This window comes from Vibrio sp. 2092 (assembly GCF_033339635.1).
Classification (GTDB): Bacteria; Pseudomonadota; Gammaproteobacteria; order Enterobacterales; family Vibrionaceae; genus Vibrio; species Vibrio alginolyticus.
The window spans coordinates 300590-321965 of the sequence record NZ_JAWOUY010000002.1; the positions used below are offsets into that span (position 1 = coordinate 300590).

The 21376-nt window shown below is 44.6% G+C and carries 16 protein-coding genes; 6 read left to right on the top strand and 10 right to left on the bottom strand.

Translation table 11 applies throughout. The features are described from left to right. Positions 1 to 33: 33 nt before the first annotated feature. The 3 genes from cydC to trxB form a co-directional block, all read right to left on the bottom strand. Complete coding sequence (cydC, locus tag R7P80_RS05105; protein WP_213868395.1) at positions 34 to 1755, bottom strand: heme ABC transporter ATP-binding protein/permease CydC; 1722 nt, start codon at positions 1753 to 1755, stop codon at positions 34 to 36. Further along, positions 1748 to 3535, bottom strand: coding sequence for a heme ABC transporter permease/ATP-binding protein CydD (cydD, locus tag R7P80_RS05110; RefSeq protein ID WP_213868396.1), 1788 nt, complete (start codon positions 3533 to 3535; stop codon positions 1748 to 1750). Before cydD ends, cydC begins: the two co-directional genes overlap by 8 nt. A gap of 103 nt (positions 3536 to 3638) precedes the next feature. Then, positions 3639 to 4598, bottom strand: a complete 960-nt coding sequence (trxB, locus tag R7P80_RS05115) for a thioredoxin-disulfide reductase (RefSeq protein WP_054577922.1) — start codon at positions 4596 to 4598, stop codon at positions 3639 to 3641. Positions 4599 to 4957: 359 nt separating this feature from the next. Between trxB and R7P80_RS05120 the strand changes: the two genes are divergently transcribed. Further along, entirely contained in the window at positions 4958 to 5614 is a 657-nt protein-coding gene (locus tag R7P80_RS05120) for a 2OG-Fe dioxygenase family protein (protein ID WP_005377989.1), read from the top strand. Beyond that, the gene (locus R7P80_RS05125) at positions 5598 to 6833 is read left to right on the top strand and encodes a cysteine desulfurase-like protein (RefSeq protein WP_085569570.1); all 1236 of its coding nucleotides are present in this window, start codon (positions 5598 to 5600) and stop codon (positions 6831 to 6833) included. Before R7P80_RS05120 ends, R7P80_RS05125 begins: the two co-directional genes overlap by 17 nt. Positions 6834 to 6923: 90 nt before the next feature. Here R7P80_RS05125 and R7P80_RS05130 read toward each other — a convergent pair whose 3' ends face one another. Then, entirely contained in the window at positions 6924 to 7748 is an 825-nt protein-coding gene (locus tag R7P80_RS05130) for a DUF2797 domain-containing protein (RefSeq protein WP_005377984.1), read from the bottom strand. Positions 7749 to 8084: 336 nt separating this feature from the next. Between R7P80_RS05130 and R7P80_RS05135 the strand changes: the two genes are divergently transcribed. Next, positions 8085 to 9404 (top strand): GGDEF domain-containing protein, encoded by a 1320-nt coding sequence (locus R7P80_RS05135; protein WP_054574049.1) that lies wholly within the window; start codon positions 8085 to 8087, stop codon positions 9402 to 9404. Between the two features lie 161 nt (positions 9405 to 9565). Here R7P80_RS05135 and R7P80_RS05140 read toward each other — a convergent pair whose 3' ends face one another. The 3 genes from R7P80_RS05140 to R7P80_RS05150 all read right to left on the bottom strand — a co-directional run bounded on the left by R7P80_RS05140 (position 9566) and on the right by R7P80_RS05150 (position 13733). After that, positions 9566 to 10936, bottom strand: coding sequence for an SLC13 family permease (locus R7P80_RS05140; protein ID WP_017634863.1), 1371 nt, complete (start codon positions 10934 to 10936; stop codon positions 9566 to 9568). 219 nt (positions 10937 to 11155) lie between these two features. After that, positions 11156 to 11890, bottom strand: a complete 735-nt coding sequence (locus R7P80_RS05145; RefSeq protein WP_005388862.1) for a vancomycin high temperature exclusion protein — start codon at positions 11888 to 11890, stop codon at positions 11156 to 11158. A 154-nt stretch (positions 11891 to 12044) separates the two neighbouring features. Beyond that, a complete protein-coding gene (locus R7P80_RS05150; RefSeq protein WP_005377977.1) occupies positions 12045 to 13733 on the bottom strand; it encodes an NAD-dependent malic enzyme in 1689 nt (562 codons plus the stop codon). A gap of 213 nt (positions 13734 to 13946) precedes the next feature. Here R7P80_RS05150 and R7P80_RS05155 point away from each other — a divergent pair, with 213 nt between their 5' ends. The 3 genes from R7P80_RS05155 (at position 13947) to R7P80_RS05165 (ending at position 18969) form a co-directional block, all read left to right on the top strand. Beyond that, positions 13947 to 16301, top strand: coding sequence for a helicase-related protein (locus R7P80_RS05155; RefSeq protein WP_086047129.1), 2355 nt, complete (start codon positions 13947 to 13949; stop codon positions 16299 to 16301). A 287-nt stretch (positions 16302 to 16588) separates the two neighbouring features. After that, entirely contained in the window at positions 16589 to 16966 is a 378-nt protein-coding gene (locus R7P80_RS05160; protein ID WP_005377965.1) for a hypothetical protein, read from the top strand. Between the two features lie 329 nt (positions 16967 to 17295). Next, positions 17296 to 18969: an alkaline phosphatase D family protein gene (locus R7P80_RS05165; protein ID WP_054577921.1), complete on the top strand. Its 1674-nt coding sequence runs from the start codon at positions 17296 to 17298 to the stop codon at positions 18967 to 18969. Between the two features lie 78 nt (positions 18970 to 19047). On the opposite strand, the gene R7P80_RS05170 is transcribed toward R7P80_RS05165, so the two are convergent. The 3 genes from R7P80_RS05170 to R7P80_RS05180 form a co-directional block, all read right to left on the bottom strand. Beyond that, positions 19048 to 20151: a phosphoribosylaminoimidazolesuccinocarboxamide synthase gene (locus R7P80_RS05170; protein WP_064368087.1), complete on the bottom strand. Its 1104-nt coding sequence runs from the start codon at positions 20149 to 20151 to the stop codon at positions 19048 to 19050. A gap of 204 nt (positions 20152 to 20355) precedes the next feature. Continuing rightward, a complete protein-coding gene (locus R7P80_RS05175; protein ID WP_130546007.1) occupies positions 20356 to 20748 on the bottom strand; it encodes a SulA-like leucine-rich domain-containing protein in 393 nt (130 codons plus the stop codon). Between the two features lie 410 nt (positions 20749 to 21158). After that, positions 21159 to 21341: a hypothetical protein gene (locus R7P80_RS05180; protein ID WP_005377960.1), complete on the bottom strand. Its 183-nt coding sequence runs from the start codon at positions 21339 to 21341 to the stop codon at positions 21159 to 21161. Between the last annotated feature and the right edge of the window lie 35 nt (positions 21342 to 21376).

Below are 21376 nucleotides of genomic sequence, written 5' to 3' on the forward strand. Positions count from 1 at the left end.
TTTGATGAGCCCTTCTCGTCACTGAAAATCGAATTATAGAGATTGTAATAGCTGGTAGTAACGACCTTTTTGAGCGAGTAGCGTTGGATGGTCGCCTTGCTCGATGATCTCACCTTGTTCCATCAAACAGATGCTATCCATACTTTCTAGCTCTATCAGTCGGTGTGTAATGAATACTACTGTCTTATTAGCAAAGTGTTCATTGAAAAGCGCCATCACTTTTTGTTCCGTACGCTTATCGAGGCCTTCAGTCGGTTCATCTAAGAGTAGGATTGGGGCATCACGTAGCAATGCTCGAGCAATACCGATTCGACGTTTCTCACCGCCAGATAACTGACGACCGCCGTCGCCTAACCAAGCGTCTAACCCCGGCTCTTCAAGAAGTCCGCCAAGCTCGACTTTTTGTAAAATAGTAGACAGTTGCTCATCACTTGCATCCGGAGCGGCCATGAGTAAGTTGTCACGTAGTGTCCCGTTTAGTACATCTACGCGTTGACTGACCACAGTCATTGCTGATCGCAGGTCCGACTCGCTCCAATCTTGCAGTTTTGTACCACCGATTCGAACTTCACCTTGGTTAACATCCCAGTAGCGGCAAAGAAGCTGAATCAGTGTTGATTTACCTGAACCTGTTTGACCTACAATTGCAGTTTTAGTGCCCAACGGTAGTGAGAGTGACAAGTCTTTCAGCACCTTTTGCTGACCGTCAGGATAAGTAAAATCTATGTTGTCGAATTCAATGTCTAACGTTGTGTCTTTATGTTTCGACTGCTCAGGGAAGACAACGTCAGGTTCAGCCAAAATTACTTCATTTAAACGACGAGCAGAGGTCAACGTTTGACCGAGATACTGGAATGCGCCTGCGATAGGCATCAGAATCTCAAAGCTCGCCATGGTTGCAAACGCAAACAGCGCAATCCAAGGATCAGGAGCACGACCACCTACGCCGTCTGCAGCAAACCAAAGCATCACAACCAGTGTAATGCCGTTCACCAGCATAAGCAGGCCTGAAGCCATGCCCGTTAAGTTCGCGTTCACAAATTGGTTAGACAGCAACTGCTTCTGCTTCTCTAGAATGAGATTACGATAACGTTCTTCTGCTCCAAAGATACTCAGTTCGCTGTAGCCTTGAAGCCAGTCCAGTGTCGCCACTCGCAATTGCGCTTTATGATGAGTGAGATTCTCGCCATTGTTTTTACCCAGTTTATAGAACAGTACTGGCCATACAAACAACATGACGGTAAGAATCGAGCCAAGCAGTAGGGCGAGATGCCAATCAAAGAACGCCAGGACAGCCGTTAAACTCAATATGCCAAAAACACCAATCACGACAGGGCTGATAAGTCGAAGGTAAACGTGATCCATCGCATCTACGTCCGCTACTAGGCGGTTGAGCAGATCGGCATCACGCATCGTAGAAACACGACCCGGAATCAGTGGTGCAAGTTTCTTAAAGAAGAAGATACGTAGATCGGTAAGTAGCTTGAACGTTGCATTGTGGCTAACTACACGTTCTCCCCATCGACCTGCGGTTCGAGCCATTGCAGCGCCGCGTACCCCGGCACCTGGTAACATGTAGTTGAAGGTCTCACGAGCAACCGTCAAGCCTGCCACCGCTGCGGCTGAAATAAACCAACCTGATAGCGTTAATAAGCCAATAGACGCCGCTAAGGTCAGAAATGCCAGTAGCATACCTAGCGAAAGACCAAACCAGTGTTTCTTATAGAGTTTTAGATAAGGGAGTAAATCACGCATCTAAGTTCCCCTTGTCTGTTTCACGTTGTGCGAGGTTCGCTTCCAACATGTCTTTAAATAAGCCATATTCTGTCGACAGTGTGGCGTAATCACCACGTTGAACAATCTGGCCGTCCTGCATAACAAGAATTTGCGATACGTTTTGTAAAGGCGCAAGTTGGTGAGTAATCATCAAATTCGTTGTGGCATGCGCATACTTGTTAATGCCTTCCATAACGAGTTTTTCACTGCGAGCATCTAAGCTTGCGGTTGGTTCATCTAATAACCAAAAACGACCATTTTGTAGCATGGCGCGAGCCAGTGCTAAACGCTGCGCTTGGCCGACAGATAAACCACCAGAACGATCAGATATCGGATAATCCAACCCATGCATTTCAACAAATTCAGCAGCGTGAGAGTCATTCAACACACAATGTACGTCTGCATCCTGAATATTGTGCTTACCTAGTGTGATGTTATCTCGAATGCTACCGTGTAATAGCATCGGGTTTTGACCAATCCAGCTTACTGCCTCTCGCCATGTGGCTAGATCCAGTTGCGACAATTCACAACCATTAATCTTCAAGCTACCTTGATAAGGCATGAAACCGAGGATGGTGTTTACCAAGCTTGTTTTACCTGCGCCACTTGGTCCAACTAAAGCCGTACTTTTGTTGGCTTCAAGAGAGAAGGATAGGGGACCTGCGAGCTGCTTACCTTCCGGACTAAAAATGGTTAACTGGTCCGCTTCAATATGGATAGGGCTGTTTTTATCTAACGCTTGGGTACCATCTTTGATTTGATCGACTTCCAAATCCAGAAATTCGACAATGCTTTCTGCTGCGCCAACCGCTTGCTGTTTCGCATGATAGAACGTGCCCAAATCACGTAATGGCTGATAAAACTCTGGCGCAAGAATCAGAATGAACAAACCAGCAAAGAGCGTAACACCCGTGCCGTAGTAGCCGAAGTCCAGCTCCCCGATATAACTAAAGCCAAAGTAGACAGCGGTAATTGCGATAGAAATAGAAGTGAAAAACTCTAACACCGCAGAAGACAGAAACGCGATTTTCAGAACGTCCATGGTACGAGTACGAAAGACTTCTGAAGCACCCTTAAGAGTTTCAGTTTCAGATTTTGTTCTATCGAATAAGCGAATGGTCGTCATTGCTTGCAAGCGGTCATAAAAGTGACCCGACAAACGCTGCATCGCTTTAAAGTTTTTACGGTTTGCTTCTGCGGCTTTCATCCCAACCAGTGCCATGAAAATAGGCACTAGTGGTGCAGTGACCAGGAAGATCAAGCCTGCTGCCCAGTTTACTGGGAATACGACAACCAAAATGATGAAAGGCACTAGTACCGATAATGACATTTGAGGCAAGTAGCGTGAGAAGAAATCTTGCATATCTTCTACCTGCTCTAAGATGAGCGTTGCCCAACTGCCAGCAGGTTTGCCTTTGATGTAAGCTGGCCCAAGTTTATGAACTTTATCTAAAATGAGTTGGCGAATATAAACTCGAATTTGCTCCCCGCAACGGTAACCGGCAAGCTCTCGACCCCAGGTACAAGCAGCTCGACCGATAACCGTGCCACCGAGCCCAACAAAATGCCAAATGAGGTCGGCTTTGTCGACTTGGTCAATGATTAACTGGTGCAGAATGGAGGCGAGCAGGGCTGCTTGAGCCAATAAAAACACGCTTGAAAGTACGCCTAGGCCTATCGCAATCATAAGCCAGCGCTTGGCTAACTTACTTTGTTGCTTCAGCCACTTATTCAAGCTGCTTTGCTTTTTCTTATCCATCGTGAAGGCTTAATGATAATTGTTTTAATGAGGCGGTAGTATACAAAAGAAAACCCAGCGGGAATACCGCTGGGCTTTAAGGATATGACACAAATGTGAAAAGTTATTTGTCACCAAGTGAGTCTAAGAAACGTTCAGCATCTAATGCAGCCATACAACCTGTACCTGCAGAGGTGATCGCTTGACGGTAGTTGTGGTCCATTACGTCGCCAGCTGCAAATACACCTTCGATACTAGTTTGTGTTGCGTTGCCTTCAAGACCTGATTGAACGATGATGTAGCCATCTTTCATGTCTACTTGGCCTTCAAAGATTTGTGTGTTTGGCTGGTGGCCAATTGCGATGAATGCACCCATTACATCGATATCTTCTGTCGCACCGCTGTTCACGTCTTTAATGCGGACGCCCGTTACGCCCATATCGTCACCCAGTACTTCATCGAGAGTGCGATCGGTATGAAGAACGATATTACCGCTTTCAACTTTATCCATCAGACGTTTCACAAGGATCTTCTCTGCGCGGAATGAATCGCGGCGGTGGATCAGGTGAACTTCTGACGCAATGTTAGATAGGTATAGCGCTTCTTCAACAGCCGTGTTACCACCGCCCACAACTGCAACTTTCTGATTACGGTAGAAGAAACCGTCACAGGTTGCACAAGCAGAAACGCCGCGACCTTTAAATGCTTCTTCAGACTCAAGGCCAAGGTATTTTGCTGATGCGCCGGTAGATATGATTAAGGCATCACAAGTGTACTCACCTGAGTCGCCTTTTAAACGAAATGGGCGTTGTGATAGATCTACTTCATTGATGTGATCAAATACGATTTCAGTTTCAAAACGCTCGGCGTGTTCTTTCATGCGATCCATCAATGCTGGTCCTGTCAGTCCCTCAGCATCGCCTGGCCAGTTTTCAACTTCAGTTGTGGTGGTTAGCTGACCACCTTGTTGCATTCCCGTCACAAGCACAGGGTTTAAGTTTGCACGCGCTGCGTAGACGGCAGCTGTGTATCCTGCAGGACCAGAACCAAGAATTAATAATTTACAGTGTTTTACGTCGCTCATTATGGCTCCAAAAAGGGCGTAACATTTCCCTCGATTGTATGGAAATTCTTAGTGCTTTAAAAGCATAAACAACGATTGTGATCGAATAATTGGTTATAGATTAGAACCCACTAAATATTGATTGAGAACGTTGACTTCTAGCATAAAATTCTATTCGTAGTAGAGAAGTCTAGTTTCAAATATTGTCAAAGCGTAAAACTGAAACATGGCTCTGTTTTTGTGGTTTGGTTTGGTTTGTTATGTTGTTTTCGTCGTTTTGTTGAAGCTATCAACGTTAAAAGCTGGTAATTGCAGAATATTTGCGTAACCTAGTGTGTAAATTAAATGTTAATTAATGTGCCTCATTAAAGGAGCAAATGATGTTACATTCACGTGAGAATACTCTACATTTAACACAGCTCAGCATGGCAGCAATTGAGCAGCTTTCCCCATCGTTTGAAGAACTGCCTCGTACCGAACATGCAGATGGTCAGTATCGACTACGACGTTATTCTGTGGTTGGCTTTGATAACGGCAAAGTCATCGACTTAAATAAAAATAGCTTTGTTCAATCCTCTGATATCAACCGATTTCAAGGTGATGTAGTAAGACAATTCGAGCCAATTGAGAAGGATATTCTTACCAGCGATGGATTTCGAGAAATGTGTGAATTGTTTGTCAATGCGAATCATCTGCCAAACGGTCAAGAAATAGAAATTCACCAAATCCGTATCAGGGCACTGGAAGAAGAAACCCAAGTAGCACCTGAAGGTGTGCACCAAGACGGTTTTGATCATATTGCAATGGTTGGTGTGGGACGCCATAACATCATCGGTGGCGACATCATGCTGTACAGCAGCCATAACCAAGCCCCATTTTTCCGTAAAGTGCTAGAAACCGGAGAGGTCGCAATCTTGGCTGATAGCAAGCTGTGGCATAACGCGTGCCCAATCCGTTCTGTTATTGATGACGAAGCGGGCCATATGGATGTATTTGTACTCACGGCTACGGATAAGCGTAATGAACTTCAATCTTAATCAGATCAGAGAGCAATTTCCGGCGTTGGCTCAATACCACAACGACAAGCCCGTGACGTTTTTTGATGGTCCAGGTGGCTCACAAGTGCCTCAATCAGTACTAGACAGCATGGTAGGGTATTTAGGTCGTTTCAACGCTAACTTAGGCGGGCATTATTTTTCTAGCCAAGTGACCGTTGACGTAATGCAAAATGCGCGTGAGTCGGCTCAGGCTCTACTTAATGCACCTTCATCTGGTAATATTGTCTTCGGTGCCAATATGACCTCGCTAACCTTTCAGCTTAGTCGCGCGATTAGTCGAGATTGGCAAGCAGGAGATGAGATCATTGTTTCCGCTTTGGATCACTATTCAAATGTATCCAGCTGGCAGCAAGCGGCAGAAGATAAAGGCGTTACGGTTCATCAAGTTCGTATCAACGAAGAAGATTGTACGCTGGATATGGAGCATTTAAGCCGCCTTCTTTCTGATAAAACGCGCCTTGTCGCTGTGACTTATGCATCGAACACGACGGGCTCGATTGTGGATGTACAGCAAGTAGTCAGCATGGCGCACAATGTTGGGGCACAAGTTTATGTGGATGCCGTCCATTATGCGCCTCATCATTTGGTTGATGTTCAAGCGTTAGGTTGTGACTTTTTAGCTTGCTCAGCTTACAAGTTTTTCGGACCGCACGTTGGTATTGCTTACATAGCCGATCAGTGGCTCCACAGTATTCGCCCTTACAAAGTCGAGCCTGCCACTAATATAGGCCCAGGTCGATTTGAAACAGGAACGCAAAGTTTTGAAGGTCTTGCTGGTGTCGTTTCTGCGGTTGAGTATCTGGCTCAATTTGGTGAAGTCGGTTTACCTCTTCGCCAACGATTGGAGCAAAGCTACCAACTGTATGAACAACATGAGCAGCGCTTGAGTGAGCGTTTCTTGCAGCGTTTGAATGCATTAGATGGTGTCAATCTATTCGGTATCGCAAAGGAAGATAGCCAACTCCGCACGCCAACTTTTGCGCTAACGTTTGACCGATATTCTCCAGAGTTCATCGCGAAAACACTGGGTGAACATAACATTTGTGTATGGAATGGTCACTTTTATGCGTTGGGCTTAGTTCGTCAACTTGGTTTAGAAGAATCGGGTGGTGTAGTGCGAATTGGTTGTATGCATTACAACACAATAGAAGAAGTCGATATGTTATTCGATGTGCTAGAAAGCATCCTTGACGCATAACTAACGATTTCTTCCTAATAGAAAAACAAAAGCTCGAGTCAAACTCGAGCTTTTTTCATTTTTATTTGAATCAACGCGTTCTGCAAGCGATTACTCACTAACTTCAACTTCATAGGAAGTGAATTTTCTTACATTAATAACGCCGGTATCAAAGATGAGGTATTGACCTTTGATGCCTTGCAAAGTGCCAGTAACAACCGGGTTTTTATCGAAGTTATGCGAAGTGATCTTCGTTGGGTGCTGTTGTACCGGGTAGCTAAGGTCGGTAATGCTTTCGTTTAATACTTCAATGGCATCTTCGCCGAATTGCTGTTTTATCTCGGCAATTTTCTCTTCGACTAAAGGCAATAGCTCAGCAAAACGGTCCTGCAATGCCATAGGTTCACCGTCACCTTTTAGCAGTGTGCGCCAATTGGTCTTGTCTGCGATATGTTTCGCCAGTTCAACTTCAATTAAACCGGAGATATGGCGAGTTTTTACTTTAAAAATTGGCAAGCCCTGAGTCGCGCCTTGGTCAATCCAACGAGTCGGGATTTGAGTATGACGAGTAATACCAACTTTTAAGCTGGATGTGTTGGACAGGTAGACAAAGTGATCCACCATGCAATTCTCTTCACCCCATTGTGGTTCGCGACAAGTCCCTTGATCGTAGTGGCAGGTCTCTGGCTTCATGATACACATGTCGCAGCTTGCTAGCTTTTTCATGCATACAAAACAGTGGCCTTGCGAATAACTCTTTTTCGTTTTCTTTCCACATGAGCAACAAAAAATATTGCCAGTGTGAGTCAGTGTGAGCGTTTTACCCAGAAACGGAGTTAAGTCGATTTCTTCCTCACCGACAGGAAGACGGTAGTTGACGGCACCGTCCAGAGAAGCACGCATTTTGTTTAGCGTGCCAGTTGCAATTAATGACATGACATTACTCATTATTGTGTTTTTGCACAGTATATACTGAAGTGGAGAAGAGATGCAGGGTTGACAGGAGCTTTAAAGTAAATGTCTTGCACTAAATTATTATGCATCGTGTTTTATTTTCTAAAAATTATGGCTGTGAAATGCTTCGCAAATAGAAGTTGAGCTGCACTTTTTAGAAATTTTAAAACGTGATAACGGTTCAAAATCCGTTACTATGTGTCGAAACTAAGAATTGAATGAGAAAGTGATTTTATTTCTTGATAAATCACCTTGATTTCATTTTTTGAAATTATTGAACCTCACGTATTGCATATAATCTCAGCAGGTCACTTGCCCATGAAGTGGATCCATAACTTTATCTTTGCTCTTTCTATTTGCACTATCAGTTTGGTTGCCCTTTATAGTGTGCTTGGCGATACGCGAAAGCTGACCATTACACCTGAGCATTTCAATATCTATGCAACTAAAGATGCCAGTGAAGGAGGTGTGAGTGAGGCTGATATCACATACGATCGGCAAAGCCTAGTTCTTAGCTGTGAACTAAAGCAGAGCTCGTATGCTTGGCCTTACTGCGGAATCTCGGTTTATACCGATTCAGCAACGCCAACACAGGGTATTGACCTTTCCAACTACCATACGATTCGATTGAAGGTGCGATATGAAGAGGCAGGAATAGGGGCTAACACTAGCCACGACCTACGTTTGTATCTTCGCAATTATAATTCTGAGTATTCCAAGCCGGACGACGAGTACACCATTAAATATAATGGCATGCAGTTTTCTCCGTCGGGTTCGATCGATATTGTCGAAATTCCGATTAAAAATCTTCAGGTGATGACCTGGTGGTTAGCAGATAACGGAGTCGCGATTGAACACTCTGCACCTGAATTTTCAAACATCACACGTATTGATATTGCAACTGGGTCTGGTGCGGCACTTGGTAAACATAGAATTGTGATTGATAAAATTGAGTTTGAAGGCGCTTACCTTGCGCAAGAAACATTGTTGTATGCATTATTACTCTCTTGGATGGCGCTTGGACTGGCTTTTTCACTGCATGAGTTACGAAAAAATAGAGTGGCTTATGAAAAAGCGCAAAAGCGTCACCGTCATTTGGAAAAGGTGAATGATACTTTGCGAGCTCAAAACTATGAGTTTGCAGAGTTAGCGCATCGAGATGCTTTGACGGGCGCGATGAACCGATATGCTGTGCAACACTGGCTGGAACAACAATCTCGTCAGGTTCGCTGGGGGCATAACACCTTCAGTATTCTCTATTTGGACTTGGATAAGTTTAAAAAGGTGAACGACAAATTTGGGCACCAAATGGGGGATGACATATTGCGCGAATTTGTCATGGTGGTAGCGACTTCTATTTACTCAGACGATCGACTCGTTCGTTGGGGCGGCGAAGAGTTTGTCGTATTTTGCCCTGATACCAATATTGAACAAGCGTTAGAGAAGGCAGAAATGATTCGCAAAAATGTGGAGGATCATTTGTGGGTGCACGGTGATTCATTAACTTGCAGTATTGGCGTTGCCCAAATGCAGAATGAACGCGTCTCAGAAACCATGGCGAGAGCTGACGAAGTGTTGTATCAGGCGAAGCGCAATGGCCGCAACCGAGTGGAAGCTCATTATGGTTTACTTGCTTGAGAAAAGAAGCAAGCCTGATAGCCGTTCACTGAAAGGAAAGAAAAAAGGTGGCCAACTGGCCACCAAGAGGGAAACTGCTGAACACCACTTAGGGGGGGAAGTTTGGGTTATCGATACGATTACCGTGAGCAGCAGTGTAGTGCTAATCGAACTTGCTATTTTTACCAGAACAACCAAGCGAAAAGCGTTAGTGCAGCAATACACGCAATGTTTAATACGAAACCAATTCGCATCATTTCTTTTTGCTTGATATGACCCGTACCGAACACAATCGCGTTTGGAGGTGTTGCAACTGGTAACATAAATGCACAAGATGCAGCGACGGCAATCAGTGCAGAAAGAATAACCGGAGACATGCCTAAGGCTTCTGCAATGGTCGCAAATACAGGGACAAGTAGCGCAGCACTGGCGGTGTTACTCGCAAACTCAGTCAAGAAGACAACAAAAGCAACCACTGCAAGAATCGTTAAGAGAATACCGGCTTGCTCAAGGAAGCCTGACAAGCTATGAGCCAAAAATACGCTTGTTCCGGTTGCTTTTAGGACGTTACTCAGACAGATACCACCACCAAATAGGATTAACACACCCCAGTCGGTTGTTTTCTCAATATCTTTCCACTCGACGGCGCGAGAAGCACCAAGTAGAAGGATGGCGCCAATGGCTACAAGAGTATCGAACTTCGCGAAGCCACCCAGCATAGCGTTAATAGGCTTACTGAATATCCACAAAGTTACGGTCAGTAAGAAAATCGCCAACGTAATCATTTTGCCGTTTGTCCATTCGACTGGTTGATGGTCAAGGTCAAACTTGTGGCTAAGGTCAGGCTTAGTCATCGTGTACAATACGAGGATAGCGATTGGCATTAATACTAGGGAAATAGGTACACCAAACTTCATCCATTCAGTGAAGCTAAGGCCAACTTCAGCTGCTGCAATTGCGTTTGGTGGGCTACCAACCAGTGTTGCAATACCACCAATTGAAGCACTGTAAGCGATACCGAGTAGAACAAACAAAAAGGTGTTGTGGTTTTTCTTGGCGTCTAGCTTTGTCATCACACCCAGCACAAGCGGTAACATCATCGCGGCGGTGGCGGTGTTTGAAATCCACATTGACAGGCCAGCACTCACACCAAATAGCATGAATACAGCGACAGACATTTTTCCTCTTGCCAGCAATAGTACTTTATCTGCAATAGCTTGATCTAACTTTTGTTTATGCAGAGCCGCAGCTAGTGCAAAACCACCCAAAAATAGAAAAATGATGGAGTTGGAAAAGTTATTCAGTGCGGCTTGAGTGTTGAACACACCCAAAAATACCGCAAGTAGTGGTATGAGCAGCGCAGTAATGCTGACGTGAATCGCTTCGGTTAGCCACAAAATAGCAACAAAAACTAAGATGCTCAGGCCGGTTACTACTTGTGGTTCAAAGGGTAAGGTATTAAACAAGATAATGAACAATAGGATATTCGCGTTCAAAATCATGCTGTTGCGAGTGAAGAACCAATTCTTCAATGTCACAGCGAGTGCGGTCATGGGTAGTGCTCCTTTTGCATTGCCTTTTGTCGGTTTTTTTATGGCAAAGTAACTGACTTGTAGTTATTTATTGATGAAATGTTACTTTGAATGCGAAAAAGAGTTTTGCCTGAATCGTAGAGCAAATTAGAAAGTGTGATGTTGAGAATTGGAAATGGGTAGAAAACTACCCATTTGTTTTATAGAAATGTTACTAGGCTTGTGAGCAACGTTATTCCTCTATTCGACGGGGACTTGAAGAGGCTCGTTAGCTGCTTTATTTGGCTCTTTTACTGCGACGATAGGTTCTTGAGGGCCAAGAAACTTAGGCTGCGTATTGATAATGTACAGGTCTAAAAACGCTTTCACACGGGCTAGCAGTTCTCGAACACGCATCGATGTTTTTTGCTTGTTGGCCGTCGGCCCTGCTACCGCGAGACACTGCGCATCAATGCTGTAAGCATCAGCGATGAACAGTGCGCGTTCACAGTGAAAGCGCTGAGTCACAATCAGAAATCGCTCCGAAGCAAAAATTTTTTTCGCTCGTACAATCGAATCTAAGGTACGAAAGCCAGCATAATCAAGGTGAATCACTTCTTCAGGCACGCCTGCTTTAAGTAAGTCGCGTTTCATTGTCCACGGTTCGTTGTATGAACGGTGGGCGTTATCACCACTCAATAAAAACTGTTTTACTTTGCCTTGGTTGTAAAGCTCAATCGCCGCATTAATGCGATGAGTGTAGTAAGTGTTGAGGATCTTTCCGATGTATTTACTGGTACCAAGAACTACGGCAACCTCATGTTGAGGGATTTGCTCGTATTCAGTGAAAATGCTCTCTTTGGCTTGTAAAACCACCCATCGGTCGATGGCAATAACAGAAACAAGCAGACTAAGTGCAGAGATCGACAAAATCAAAGCAAATCGCTTCCAGGAAAATTTCAGCTTCCACTTTGATCTTATGCGAGAAAACAACAAAACGTTTTATATCCTTAACTAAAAATGTAGTTCTCATCATATCTGATAGAAACAAAAAGAGAGAAGCCCATTTATGCCAAAATCTGGTTAGGATGATAAAAAAATAAAAGCCCCTACATGGTAGGGGCTAATTATTAAACGAATTGTCTCAAGCTTAGAACGCAGTGCGTTTGTAGCGGCGGTAAACAGGTTGCCAGAACGACTGTTCAATCGCCACGTTCAATGCTTCATCAGTAATTTCTAATGCGACACCTTGTTCAATTGCCTTTTTACCAACGGCAAATGCGATTTTTTTCGATACTAAGTGGATCTCTTCCAGTGGTGGAAGTAGTGCCCCACGACCGTTGATTGCTAGAGGAGAACATGTTGCGAGCGCGCGGCTTGATTCCATTAGCATCTCGTCAGTGACACGTTTTGCATTGACAGCAAGTACACCAAGGCCAATGCCTGGGAAGATGTAGCTGTTGTTACATTGTGCAATAGGGTAAGTGCGACCTTCATGAACCACTGGCTCAAATGGGCTACCTGTTGCAACCAGTGCTTCACCATTTGTCCAACGAATGATGTCGTTCGGTGTCGCTTCCACGCGGCTTGTTGGGTTCGACAGTGGGAAGACAATCGGACGCTTACAGTGTTTATGCATTTCTTCGATGACTTCTTGGCTAAATAGGCCAGGCGCACCAGAAACACCAATTAATACCGTTGGCTTGGCGTTACGCATAACATCGAGTAGTGAGAAGCCATTTCCTTCATTTTCCCACTCTTTCGTATTGGTATGCTTTTGCACCAAGCGTTGTTGGAAATCAAGAAGGTTAGGCATGCCTTCTTGTAACAGACCCCAACGATCAACCATGTAAACTTGTGAGCGAGCTTGCTCGTCAGAAATTCCTTCCGATACCATTTGTGCGATGATCGCTTCTGCGATACCACAACCAGCAGACCCTGCGCCTAGGAAGGTAATACGTTGTTTAGAAAGCTGAGTTCCTGCTGCTTTACAAGCTGCAAGTAGAGAGCCAACAGTAACAGCAGCAGTACCCTGAATATCATCATTGAAGCAACACACGCGGTCTTTGTAACGCTCAAGAAGAGGCATCGCATTTTTCTGAGCAAAGTCTTCGAACTGGATCAAAGCATCAGGCCAACGGCGCTGTACCGCTTGGATAAACTCTTCTACAAATGCATCGTATTCTGCACCCGTAATACGAGGATGACGCCAACCCATGTACATCGGATCAGCTAAGCGTTGCGGGTTATTGGTACCCACATCAAGCACGATTGGTAGCGTGTAAGCAGGGCTGATACCACCACACGCGGTATATAGTGACAGTTTACCGATAGGAATACCCATGCCGCCGATACCTTGGTCACCCAAGCCAAGGATACGTTCGCCATCTGTCACAACAATCACTTTAACGTTGTGGTTTGCTGCGTTGTTCAGCAAGTCGTCAATACGGTCACGGTTTGGGTATGAAATGAACAGACCACGACCACGACGGTAAATGTTAGAGAAGTTTTCACATGCTGCGCCAACAGTCGGTGTGTAGATGATAGGCATCATCTCAGAAATGTGATTTTGCACTAGGCGGTAATACAATGTTTCGTTGGTGTCTTGGATATTACGCAGATAAATGTGCTTATCCATATCGCTTTCGAAACTTTTGTATTGCTGGTAGGCACGTTCCACCTGCTCTTGGATAGTTTCGGTCGACTCTGGAAGCAGACCTTCTAAGTTGAATGAACTACGTTCTTCAGCAGAGAATGCACTGCCTTTGTTCAAAAGAGGGGTTGCTAAAAGAGCCGGACCCGCATATGGAATATATAGTGGGCGTTTATCGTTGTTCATTGGGTGCCTTATGTAGGGTTGAAGGATGCGCACCAAATTTTAACGGGTTCACTATTTAGTTGTAAACATGCGTTGATGCACATCAATGTAATGTCGCAAAAAAATTCAGATACCGACGAAAATATCGGCAATATTGGTTGTTTAGAGATACCTAAAGCAGGATTTTTTTACTTGGGTATAATGTTTTGCATCATCAAATCAAATCCAATTTCTATGTTTCAACTACCTATCGACAGCCTGCAAGCTGAGTTTGACCATCATGTAAGCCTTAACCATCTTGTGGTGGAAGCCGAAACCGGGTCGGGTAAATCTACCCGCTTGCCCATGTGGGCGGCAAAACACGGACGCGTTCTGGTTATTGAACCACGTCGAATTGCTTGTACCTCGCTGGCTGAATTTCTTGCGGAGCAATCTGGAGAGCCAATAGGTCGCAAAGTCGGTTACGCGATCAAGCTTCATGCCTACTTTGATGAAAAAACCGAAGTTGTATTTGTGACTCCGGGGGTTGCACTGCGTTGGTTTTCGGAAAACAAGCTAGCAGACTTTGATGTCGTGATAGTGGACGAATTTCACGAGCGACGTTGGGATATTGATCTATTAACCGCCATTTTGAAGCAAGAAAATCAACATCGATTGATCGTCACTTCTGCTACCTTAGAAGGCGAAAAGCTTGCTCGTTACCTGAATGCTAAGCGTCTGCGTTCGGAGGGACGTTGCTTTCCAGTCACGGTGACACATCGTTCCACAGACAGCCGCTATTTACCGAACAAAAAGGGATGTGAACAGGAGGTTGTCGGATCGGTAAAAGAAGCACTGGAAGATGAAGATGGCGATATTCTTGTTTTTCTCCCAGGACGTAAAGAGATCGCCCAATGCGCGCAGATGCTACAAAGCAGCAGTGATGTCATGGTGGTTAAACTTCATGCCTCGGTCAGTGATGAAGAACGACATCGTGCGCTGACGGTACAAAAGCAACGGAAAGTCGTATTGGCAACCAACGTCGCGGAAACCTCTCTGACCATTCCTAATATCCGTGTGGTAATCGATAGTGGTTTAGAGCGCAGAACTGTACAACGAAATGGACGTACAGCACTGACATTAACCAACATTTCTAAGGCCAGTGCCGCGCAGCGAATGGGGCGAGCAGGTCGCGTTACCGAAGGGGCTTGTATTCGTCTATATGGTGAGCACGCGCCTTTAGAGTTGGTGACACCTCCAGAATTACACAGAGAAGAGCTCGTCGAGCCCATGCTGGCAGCGGCTTGTTGTGGGTACCGTCTCTCAACACTCGATTTTCTCGACTCAATTCCCCCAAAGTCGCTAGAGGCATCTCATTCGACGTTGTTATCCATGGAAGCGATTGATGAGGATGGCAATGTCACGCAGCACGGGAGAAAAGTATATCCACTACCTATTGATGCACTGTTTGCCGATCTCGTTACCAGAATTCAAGCGAAGCCAGAGAAGGAAGCAATGATTGATTTGGCTGCCGCCTTATCTGTGCCTGCGCAGCTCTATCAGCGACAAAGTGGTGAAGTCGCTGAGCTTCTATCTCAAGATGAGCCATACGGATGTGATGCCTCTTTACTGATCCGTTTGGTTCGGGGGGAGCAACTCTCAGGCATTATCATTGATGCTAGCGCGCTCGAAGAGGCACAAGGTTTAGCGAAACAAATGCGAGAAGTGTTTGAATTGCCGGAACTTGACGTTGCCTCTCGATATAAACGTGAAGCGCTCTTTTTCTCCATCGCCTCATTGCACCCTGAGCTTGTGTTTGTCCGACGAGCTCGTCGAAGGGATGCTCTAGGAAATGGCGTAGTCGAGATGCTGGTTGGGCGTAACAGCCGCTTTCCTGATAAAGAAGAAGCGGCCATCGTGCTAGATAGCCATAGCGTGCCAGGACGAGGTGTTAAGCAAACACTAAACCTCGCATCGGTTATGATGCCTATCCCGCTGACGTTATTACGCGAACTTGAGCTAGGGGAGTGGCAACAAGGTGAGACGAATTATGAAGAAGAGACCTCAAGAGCAACGATGCACTTGGTCTACGCCGGGCGAATAATCTGTACTGAACATCAAGCGTTAAAAGGTGATGTGGCAGTTCAGTCTATTGTCGAAATGATAGAAGACGAGACACTGTTACCAGGTTTTGCTTCTCAAAGAAAACAGCAAATACAACACTGGAAGCTCTATAACGCATTGGGCCTTAATGCCGAAGGAGAAGAGGTTAACGGCTTGGCCTCCTTGACATTTTCTAGCTGGTTAAAGGATCAGTTGGAAACATTAGGCGTTGAAAATATCGATGATATGGCGTTGTTTGAACCAGAAGACTTAACATTTAACGGTGTTCCAGAATGGGAATACGACGATTTCACGGAGCAGTACCCTTTAGAACTTTCGCTGCCAGAACTCCAACTGGATGTTGAGTATTACGCGTCTCGCAAGCTAGTACAGGTCGTTTATCGAGAGGGAAACCGTAAGGGAGACCCGAAGCGTTGGGAGCTGCCACGTTGGGCTGGTTGGAAGATACAGTATAAAAAGGCCAGTCGAGTGATTGATGTAAAGTAGGTCGGCGGATGACGTTGTGACAAGAATTGATATTTTCTTGGTGAATCTATAATGATTTCATATTGATAGCGTTACTGCGTGTTGTTTTTAGTTTCTTAATTGAAATATTAATCAATTGAATGCTTATATATGGCGAAGCTGTACATCAGTTGTTACAAAGCTGGTTTTAATATTTCCTTTTGTATGTAAATTAGGGCATAAAAGACGAATGTTTTATATCCCATTGCTATATCAAAACAGTTGAACGATATTTGGTATATCTCATTTTCGAGTGTCGGGGGCATAGAATGGATCAACAAGGAAAGACGTGCATTGAATTCGACTACACTAGCTTTTTAGGAGCGACAGGTAGTAAGAAATGGACCTTTTTAGAGGCATTTGCCACCATCGCGCCTATTTTCGGTTTGATGTGGAAACAGAACATTGCGGAATTGAGCAAGCCTGAAGATCGGTTGTGGGATGCCGCATTAAAATCGATGTCTTCTCGTAAAAGTGATGAATCCAATTTGGTCCGCTTAACCCAGCTAGCTAAACATGAAGGGATCAATGAATTGCGAGTCGTTATGCCATATTCGCTCGATGTTCAGCAAATCGAGTACATAGAATCTCGCAGTCAGTTGAAGGTGGATACGTCAGAACAAGATGTCCTTAACATCAAGTTTTAGGCTGAACATTTCCACTTCATCGATGTACCACTTAACAATAGTGCAATGAAAAGCGACCTCAAAGTAGGTCGCTTTTTATTTTGAGGTTTTTGTCGCAGGTCTTAGGAAATGTGATGAATATAGAGTATTTGCACTTAAATTAACAAAAATGTAACGTTTGGAAATGCAATTGTCATAACTAGCTTCTAACTTTGTGTTTTTAGGACAAATTACCGACTAAGTGGTTGGTACTGTAAGTTCGAATTAACGTCCCTTATTGGCATACAAGGATGATCGAGTCACCACGTCATTTGGGCATAAAAACAAACACAATAAGAAAGGAAGTCAATATGTCTTTGTCTCGTCGAGACTTTATGAAAGCTGCCTCTTCAACGGCGATTGTTACCGGGCTGGTGGGCTGTGGTAGCGATGCTAGTGAATCTGCTGCGGTTACCTTTGAGCACGGAGTGGCGAGTGGAGATCCTACTCAAACACAAGTAATCATTTGGACTCGAGTTACGACCTCAGCAAGCTACGCAGATGTAAGCTGGCAAGTTTCTTCTAATGAAAATTTTACTGATATCGTGCAAAGTGGCACTTTCGCTACAGATACGAGCCGAGATTTTACGGTAAAAGTTGATGTTCAAAACCTCAACGCAAATTCTCACTATTACTATCGATTCATGGTTGGAGATGTCACTAGCGAAGTCGGGCAAACTCAAACATTACCAGAGGGTGGTGTAGAAAAGGCATCCATGGCCGTTGTTTCTTGTGCAAACTATCCTGCTGGTTATTTCCATGTGTATCGAGAGATCTTAAATCAACATGAGCAAGAACCGTTTGATGTGGTACTTCATCTCGGTGATTACATTTATGAGTATGGGGCTGGTGGCTACGCTAGTGAAGATGCTGAGGCACTAGGGCGAGAGCCAAGCAAAGGCACTGAATGCATTACCTTAGATGATTACCGAAAACGGTATGCGCAATATCGCCAAGATGCTGATCTGCAAGCGTTACATGCGAGCCTACCAATGATTGCAGTCTGGGATGACCATGAGCTTGCAAATGATAGTTGGAAAAATGGTGCGGAAAACCATCAAGAAGAGGAAGGCAGCTTTAATGATCGTCGTGCAGCTGCGGCTGCCGCGTGGACAGAATGGTTGCCCGTTCGTGAAAACACTTTCTCAAACATGCTGATTTACCGTCAGTTTTCGTTTGGAAGTTTAGTCAATTTGATGATGCTCGACACGCGACTTGTGGGGCGTGATAAACCGTTGGATTATTTCTCGCTCAGCTCACCAACGATGGAAGCGATTGGCGGTTTAGTTGCTCAGTCGCGCAGTCAAGACCGAGAGCTGTTAGGCGGTGACCAACTCGCTTGGCTGATGGATGCGTTCAGTACGCACGACGCAACTTGGAATGTGCTAGGGCAACAAGTGTTAATGTCTCGTATGGAGTTGCCAAGTTCGGTTATGACCGCGATGTTTCAATTGTTTACTGCCACTGAAGAACAAAAAACAGAGGCGTTATTAGCGGTAAACTCTGCGATTACGGGTTATCTCTCTGACCCAAGTTTAGATACCATTGCTTTGCCATATAACCTAGATGCATGGGATGGTTACTACGTTGAGCGAGAGAACGTTTATCAACTGGCCAAAGCCAGCAGTGGTAACTTTGTCTGTTTGGCAGGAGATACGCACAACGCATGGGCAAGTGAGCTTAAAGACGTATCTAAGCATCCTATCGGGGTAGAGTTTGCGACTAGCTCTGTGAGTTCCCCTGGGTTAGAGGCCTACCTCGCGTTAGACCCTGTTGCGATCGCTCAAATGGAATACACGCTGCCGCACTTAGTGTCAGAATTACAGTGGGCAGACATCAAACAGCGTGGCTTTATGCGCGTTACTTTTACGCCCGACAAGGCAGAGTCGACCTGGTATTTCGTATCAACGATTAAAGACAAAACATATCAGGTGACGACCAAGTCAGCCTCTACAACAGATGGCACTACGTTAAATATCGGCTAAACTGAGCCTAATACGAAAAAAGTCCGCAAGCTAGTGCGGACTTTTTATTGGAAAGCATTTAGCAATCTAGCGACAGTGCTAGTCAATCAATCCGTATTCTTTGCTCAGAACTTCGATGATTTCCGCTTTCGGATTCTCACTCAAATGAATCGGCTTGCCTGTAATCTTCTCGGCAATACCAATGTAGGTGCTCGAAATCGCCATCAAAGATTCGACGGGTAAAGCATTATCACGAGCGAGTGCTTCACGCTCTGGCATACGTTCTTTATTTAGCAAGATATCTGGGTCAGGGAAGTGGTTAAGTAGGAACTGGCGGAAACCTTCTTTTGAGTTCTCTACGATGTGACCTGCTTGGTACTCTTTAGCATCCCATATACGAGACGAGTCTGGTGTACCCACTTCATCCATGTAAATCAGCTTTTCATTGCCAGCAGCATCATGAACATAACCAAATTCGAATTTGGTATCGACAAAGATTTGGTCAATTGCTTCTAATGCTTGGCTGATAACGTTAAAGCCTTCTTTCAGCAGTTTTTCGTAGAGTGCGATATCGTCCGCACTTGAGAAGTTAAATGCTTCGTAGTTGTCTACGATATTTTGACGAGTAATATTAACGTCATCCGCTTCTGGCACACCGGGAATGCCTTTTAGAATGCCTTTTGTGGATGGGGTCATTAGCAACTCTGGCAGTGCTTTGTCTTTTTCTAACCCTTCAGGAAGTTGGATTCCACAAAACTCGCGCTCGCCATTTGCGTAAGCGCGCCACATCGAACCCGTGATGTATTTGCGGCAGATGGCTTCGATTTTTACCGGTTTGGCTTTTTGTACAATCCAAACAAAAGGGTGAGGAATGTCTAGAATATGGCTATCTGCTAAGCCATTTTCTTTGAACAGTTTGAACCAGTGATTAGAAATTGCATTAAGCGCAGCCCCTTTACCTGGGACACCATTAAGACCACCTTCAGCATGCCAAATACAATCGAATGCAGAGATTCGGTCGCTAATCACCATGATAGCCAAAGGCGCATCTGGAGCGACATTGTATCCTTTTTCTTTGATCAGTCGGGCGCTGTCTTCTTCAGTTAACCAGTAAACTGAACGAACTTTTCCACTATGAACGGGTTTATGGGTGCGAATTGGCAGGTCGTCATTGACGGCAAGTACTTGATTAGCAAGGCTCATTGCGACATTCCTATCATCTTAATCAAACGTCAGAAAGAGAAGATATTCAGCAAAATGTGGGCGCTGAATAAATCGAATGTGGGCATCATACCAGAACTATTTTAACTCGCCAGAGAAAAAGCAAACGTTTGCCTGTTTTCTTTAATACAAAAAAATGCCCCCTTAAAAAGGAGGCGAGATGCAGGATGGATAACGTCGATCTTGTTAGTGGTACTTATTAACTCTGCCTTCGACGAAAAAGACTTCACACTGATAACGTTGAGCAATATCGCGAAGCATTGATTGATTCATTAGGGCAATCTTGTTCGATGCGACGACAGCGCTAGCGTTACCAGACTGAATAGCTTTAATCACGATTTCCACTTCAGAAAGCTGTTGAGACGGCTTCATCTGAATGATGTTTTTACAGCAAATATTAGAAGCAGTGAGTTGTTCAAAGTCTGGACGAGGGCAGTCTGCTGTAAACAAAATCCATTGTTTCTGCTGCGATAAAACAGCCAGCTTAGATAGAAGCTGATCCGAAACGGCCATGGGCTTAGTTGCTTGTGCCAATACGTTGTAGCGAGAGTATGTATGAGATTGACTTTGTAACTGCATCTTACTGTTCCTTTATACATGCTGTATACCTATACAGTAGTTTGTTTTGGCGACCTGATCAACAAGTTTCTCAAAAGTTATTTGCGGTTTTTTGAGAAGGAAATAAAAGGATTTTATTTTAAGTGATTGAATTTATTTGTTTATTTTTCATTTCTGATATGTCTAACATCAATTTAAAAATGTGAGGTGAGTAGAAAGTTGGACGAGAGACATACAGGGGTTTACTACTGTATATACAGGTGTTTTTCACGGACAGTGGTTTGTATACAGTGGAAGAGGGCTGATAACCGATGCGACATGCTATGTAGGATAGGAGGGAATACGAGATAGAGATTGGAAATAGGCTTGGGCGATCAAAAAAGCGCCTTAAAAGGCGCCTTTGAAAATCAGTTCCATTGATTCCGTCTTGCTTAGCTCGCTCGTTGCAAACGTTCGCGCATTTGCAATTCGCCTTGGTTAAATAGGCGCACGTCGATTTTCGCCATATCGTAACAAGCTTTACATGAGTAGTGGTGCTTGCCATCTAAATAATCGTGACGAGTTACAAGACTAGGTTTTTTACACCAATCACAGGTGCCTTCTTCAGTGAACATTGATTTTCTCCCCACCTAGATTAATTTGAGTCGTT

What these genes read in the sequence shown, in the direction of transcription:
- R7P80_RS05150 (WP_005377977.1), bottom strand. Translation starts at nt 13,733, where the DNA reads ATGAACAACGATAAACGCCCACTATATATTCCATATGCGGGTCCGGCT.
- R7P80_RS05120 (WP_005377989.1), top strand. Translation starts at nt 4,958, where the DNA reads ATGTTACATTCACGTGAGAATACTCTACATTTAACACAGCTCAGCATG.
- cydC (WP_213868395.1), bottom strand. Translation starts at nt 1,755, where the DNA reads ATGCGTGATTTACTCCCTTATCTAAAACTCTATAAGAAACACTGGTTT.
- R7P80_RS05155 (WP_086047129.1), top strand. Translation starts at nt 13,947, where the DNA reads ATGTTTCAACTACCTATCGACAGCCTGCAAGCTGAGTTTGACCATCAT.
- R7P80_RS05180 (WP_005377960.1), bottom strand. Translation starts at nt 21,341, where the DNA reads ATGTTCACTGAAGAAGGCACCTGTGATTGGTGTAAAAAACCTAGTCTT.
- trxB (WP_054577922.1), bottom strand. Translation starts at nt 4,598, where the DNA reads ATGAGCGACGTAAAACACTGTAAATTATTAATTCTTGGTTCTGGTCCT.
- R7P80_RS05170 (WP_064368087.1), bottom strand. Translation starts at nt 20,151, where the DNA reads ATGAGCCTTGCTAATCAAGTACTTGCCGTCAATGACGACCTGCCAATT.
- R7P80_RS05140 (WP_017634863.1), bottom strand. Translation starts at nt 10,936, where the DNA reads ATGACCGCACTCGCTGTGACATTGAAGAATTGGTTCTTCACTCGCAAC.
- cydD (WP_213868396.1), bottom strand. Translation starts at nt 3,535, where the DNA reads ATGGATAAGAAAAAGCAAAGCAGCTTGAATAAGTGGCTGAAGCAACAA.
- R7P80_RS05165 (WP_054577921.1), top strand. Translation starts at nt 17,296, where the DNA reads ATGTCTTTGTCTCGTCGAGACTTTATGAAAGCTGCCTCTTCAACGGCG.
- R7P80_RS05160 (WP_005377965.1), top strand. Translation starts at nt 16,589, where the DNA reads ATGGATCAACAAGGAAAGACGTGCATTGAATTCGACTACACTAGCTTT.
- R7P80_RS05125 (WP_085569570.1), top strand. Translation starts at nt 5,598, where the DNA reads ATGAACTTCAATCTTAATCAGATCAGAGAGCAATTTCCGGCGTTGGCT.
- R7P80_RS05135 (WP_054574049.1), top strand. Translation starts at nt 8,085, where the DNA reads ATGAAGTGGATCCATAACTTTATCTTTGCTCTTTCTATTTGCACTATC.
- R7P80_RS05175 (WP_130546007.1), bottom strand. Translation starts at nt 20,748, where the DNA reads ATGCAGTTACAAAGTCAATCTCATACATACTCTCGCTACAACGTATTG.
- R7P80_RS05130 (WP_005377984.1), bottom strand. Translation starts at nt 7,748, where the DNA reads ATGTCATTAATTGCAACTGGCACGCTAAACAAAATGCGTGCTTCTCTG.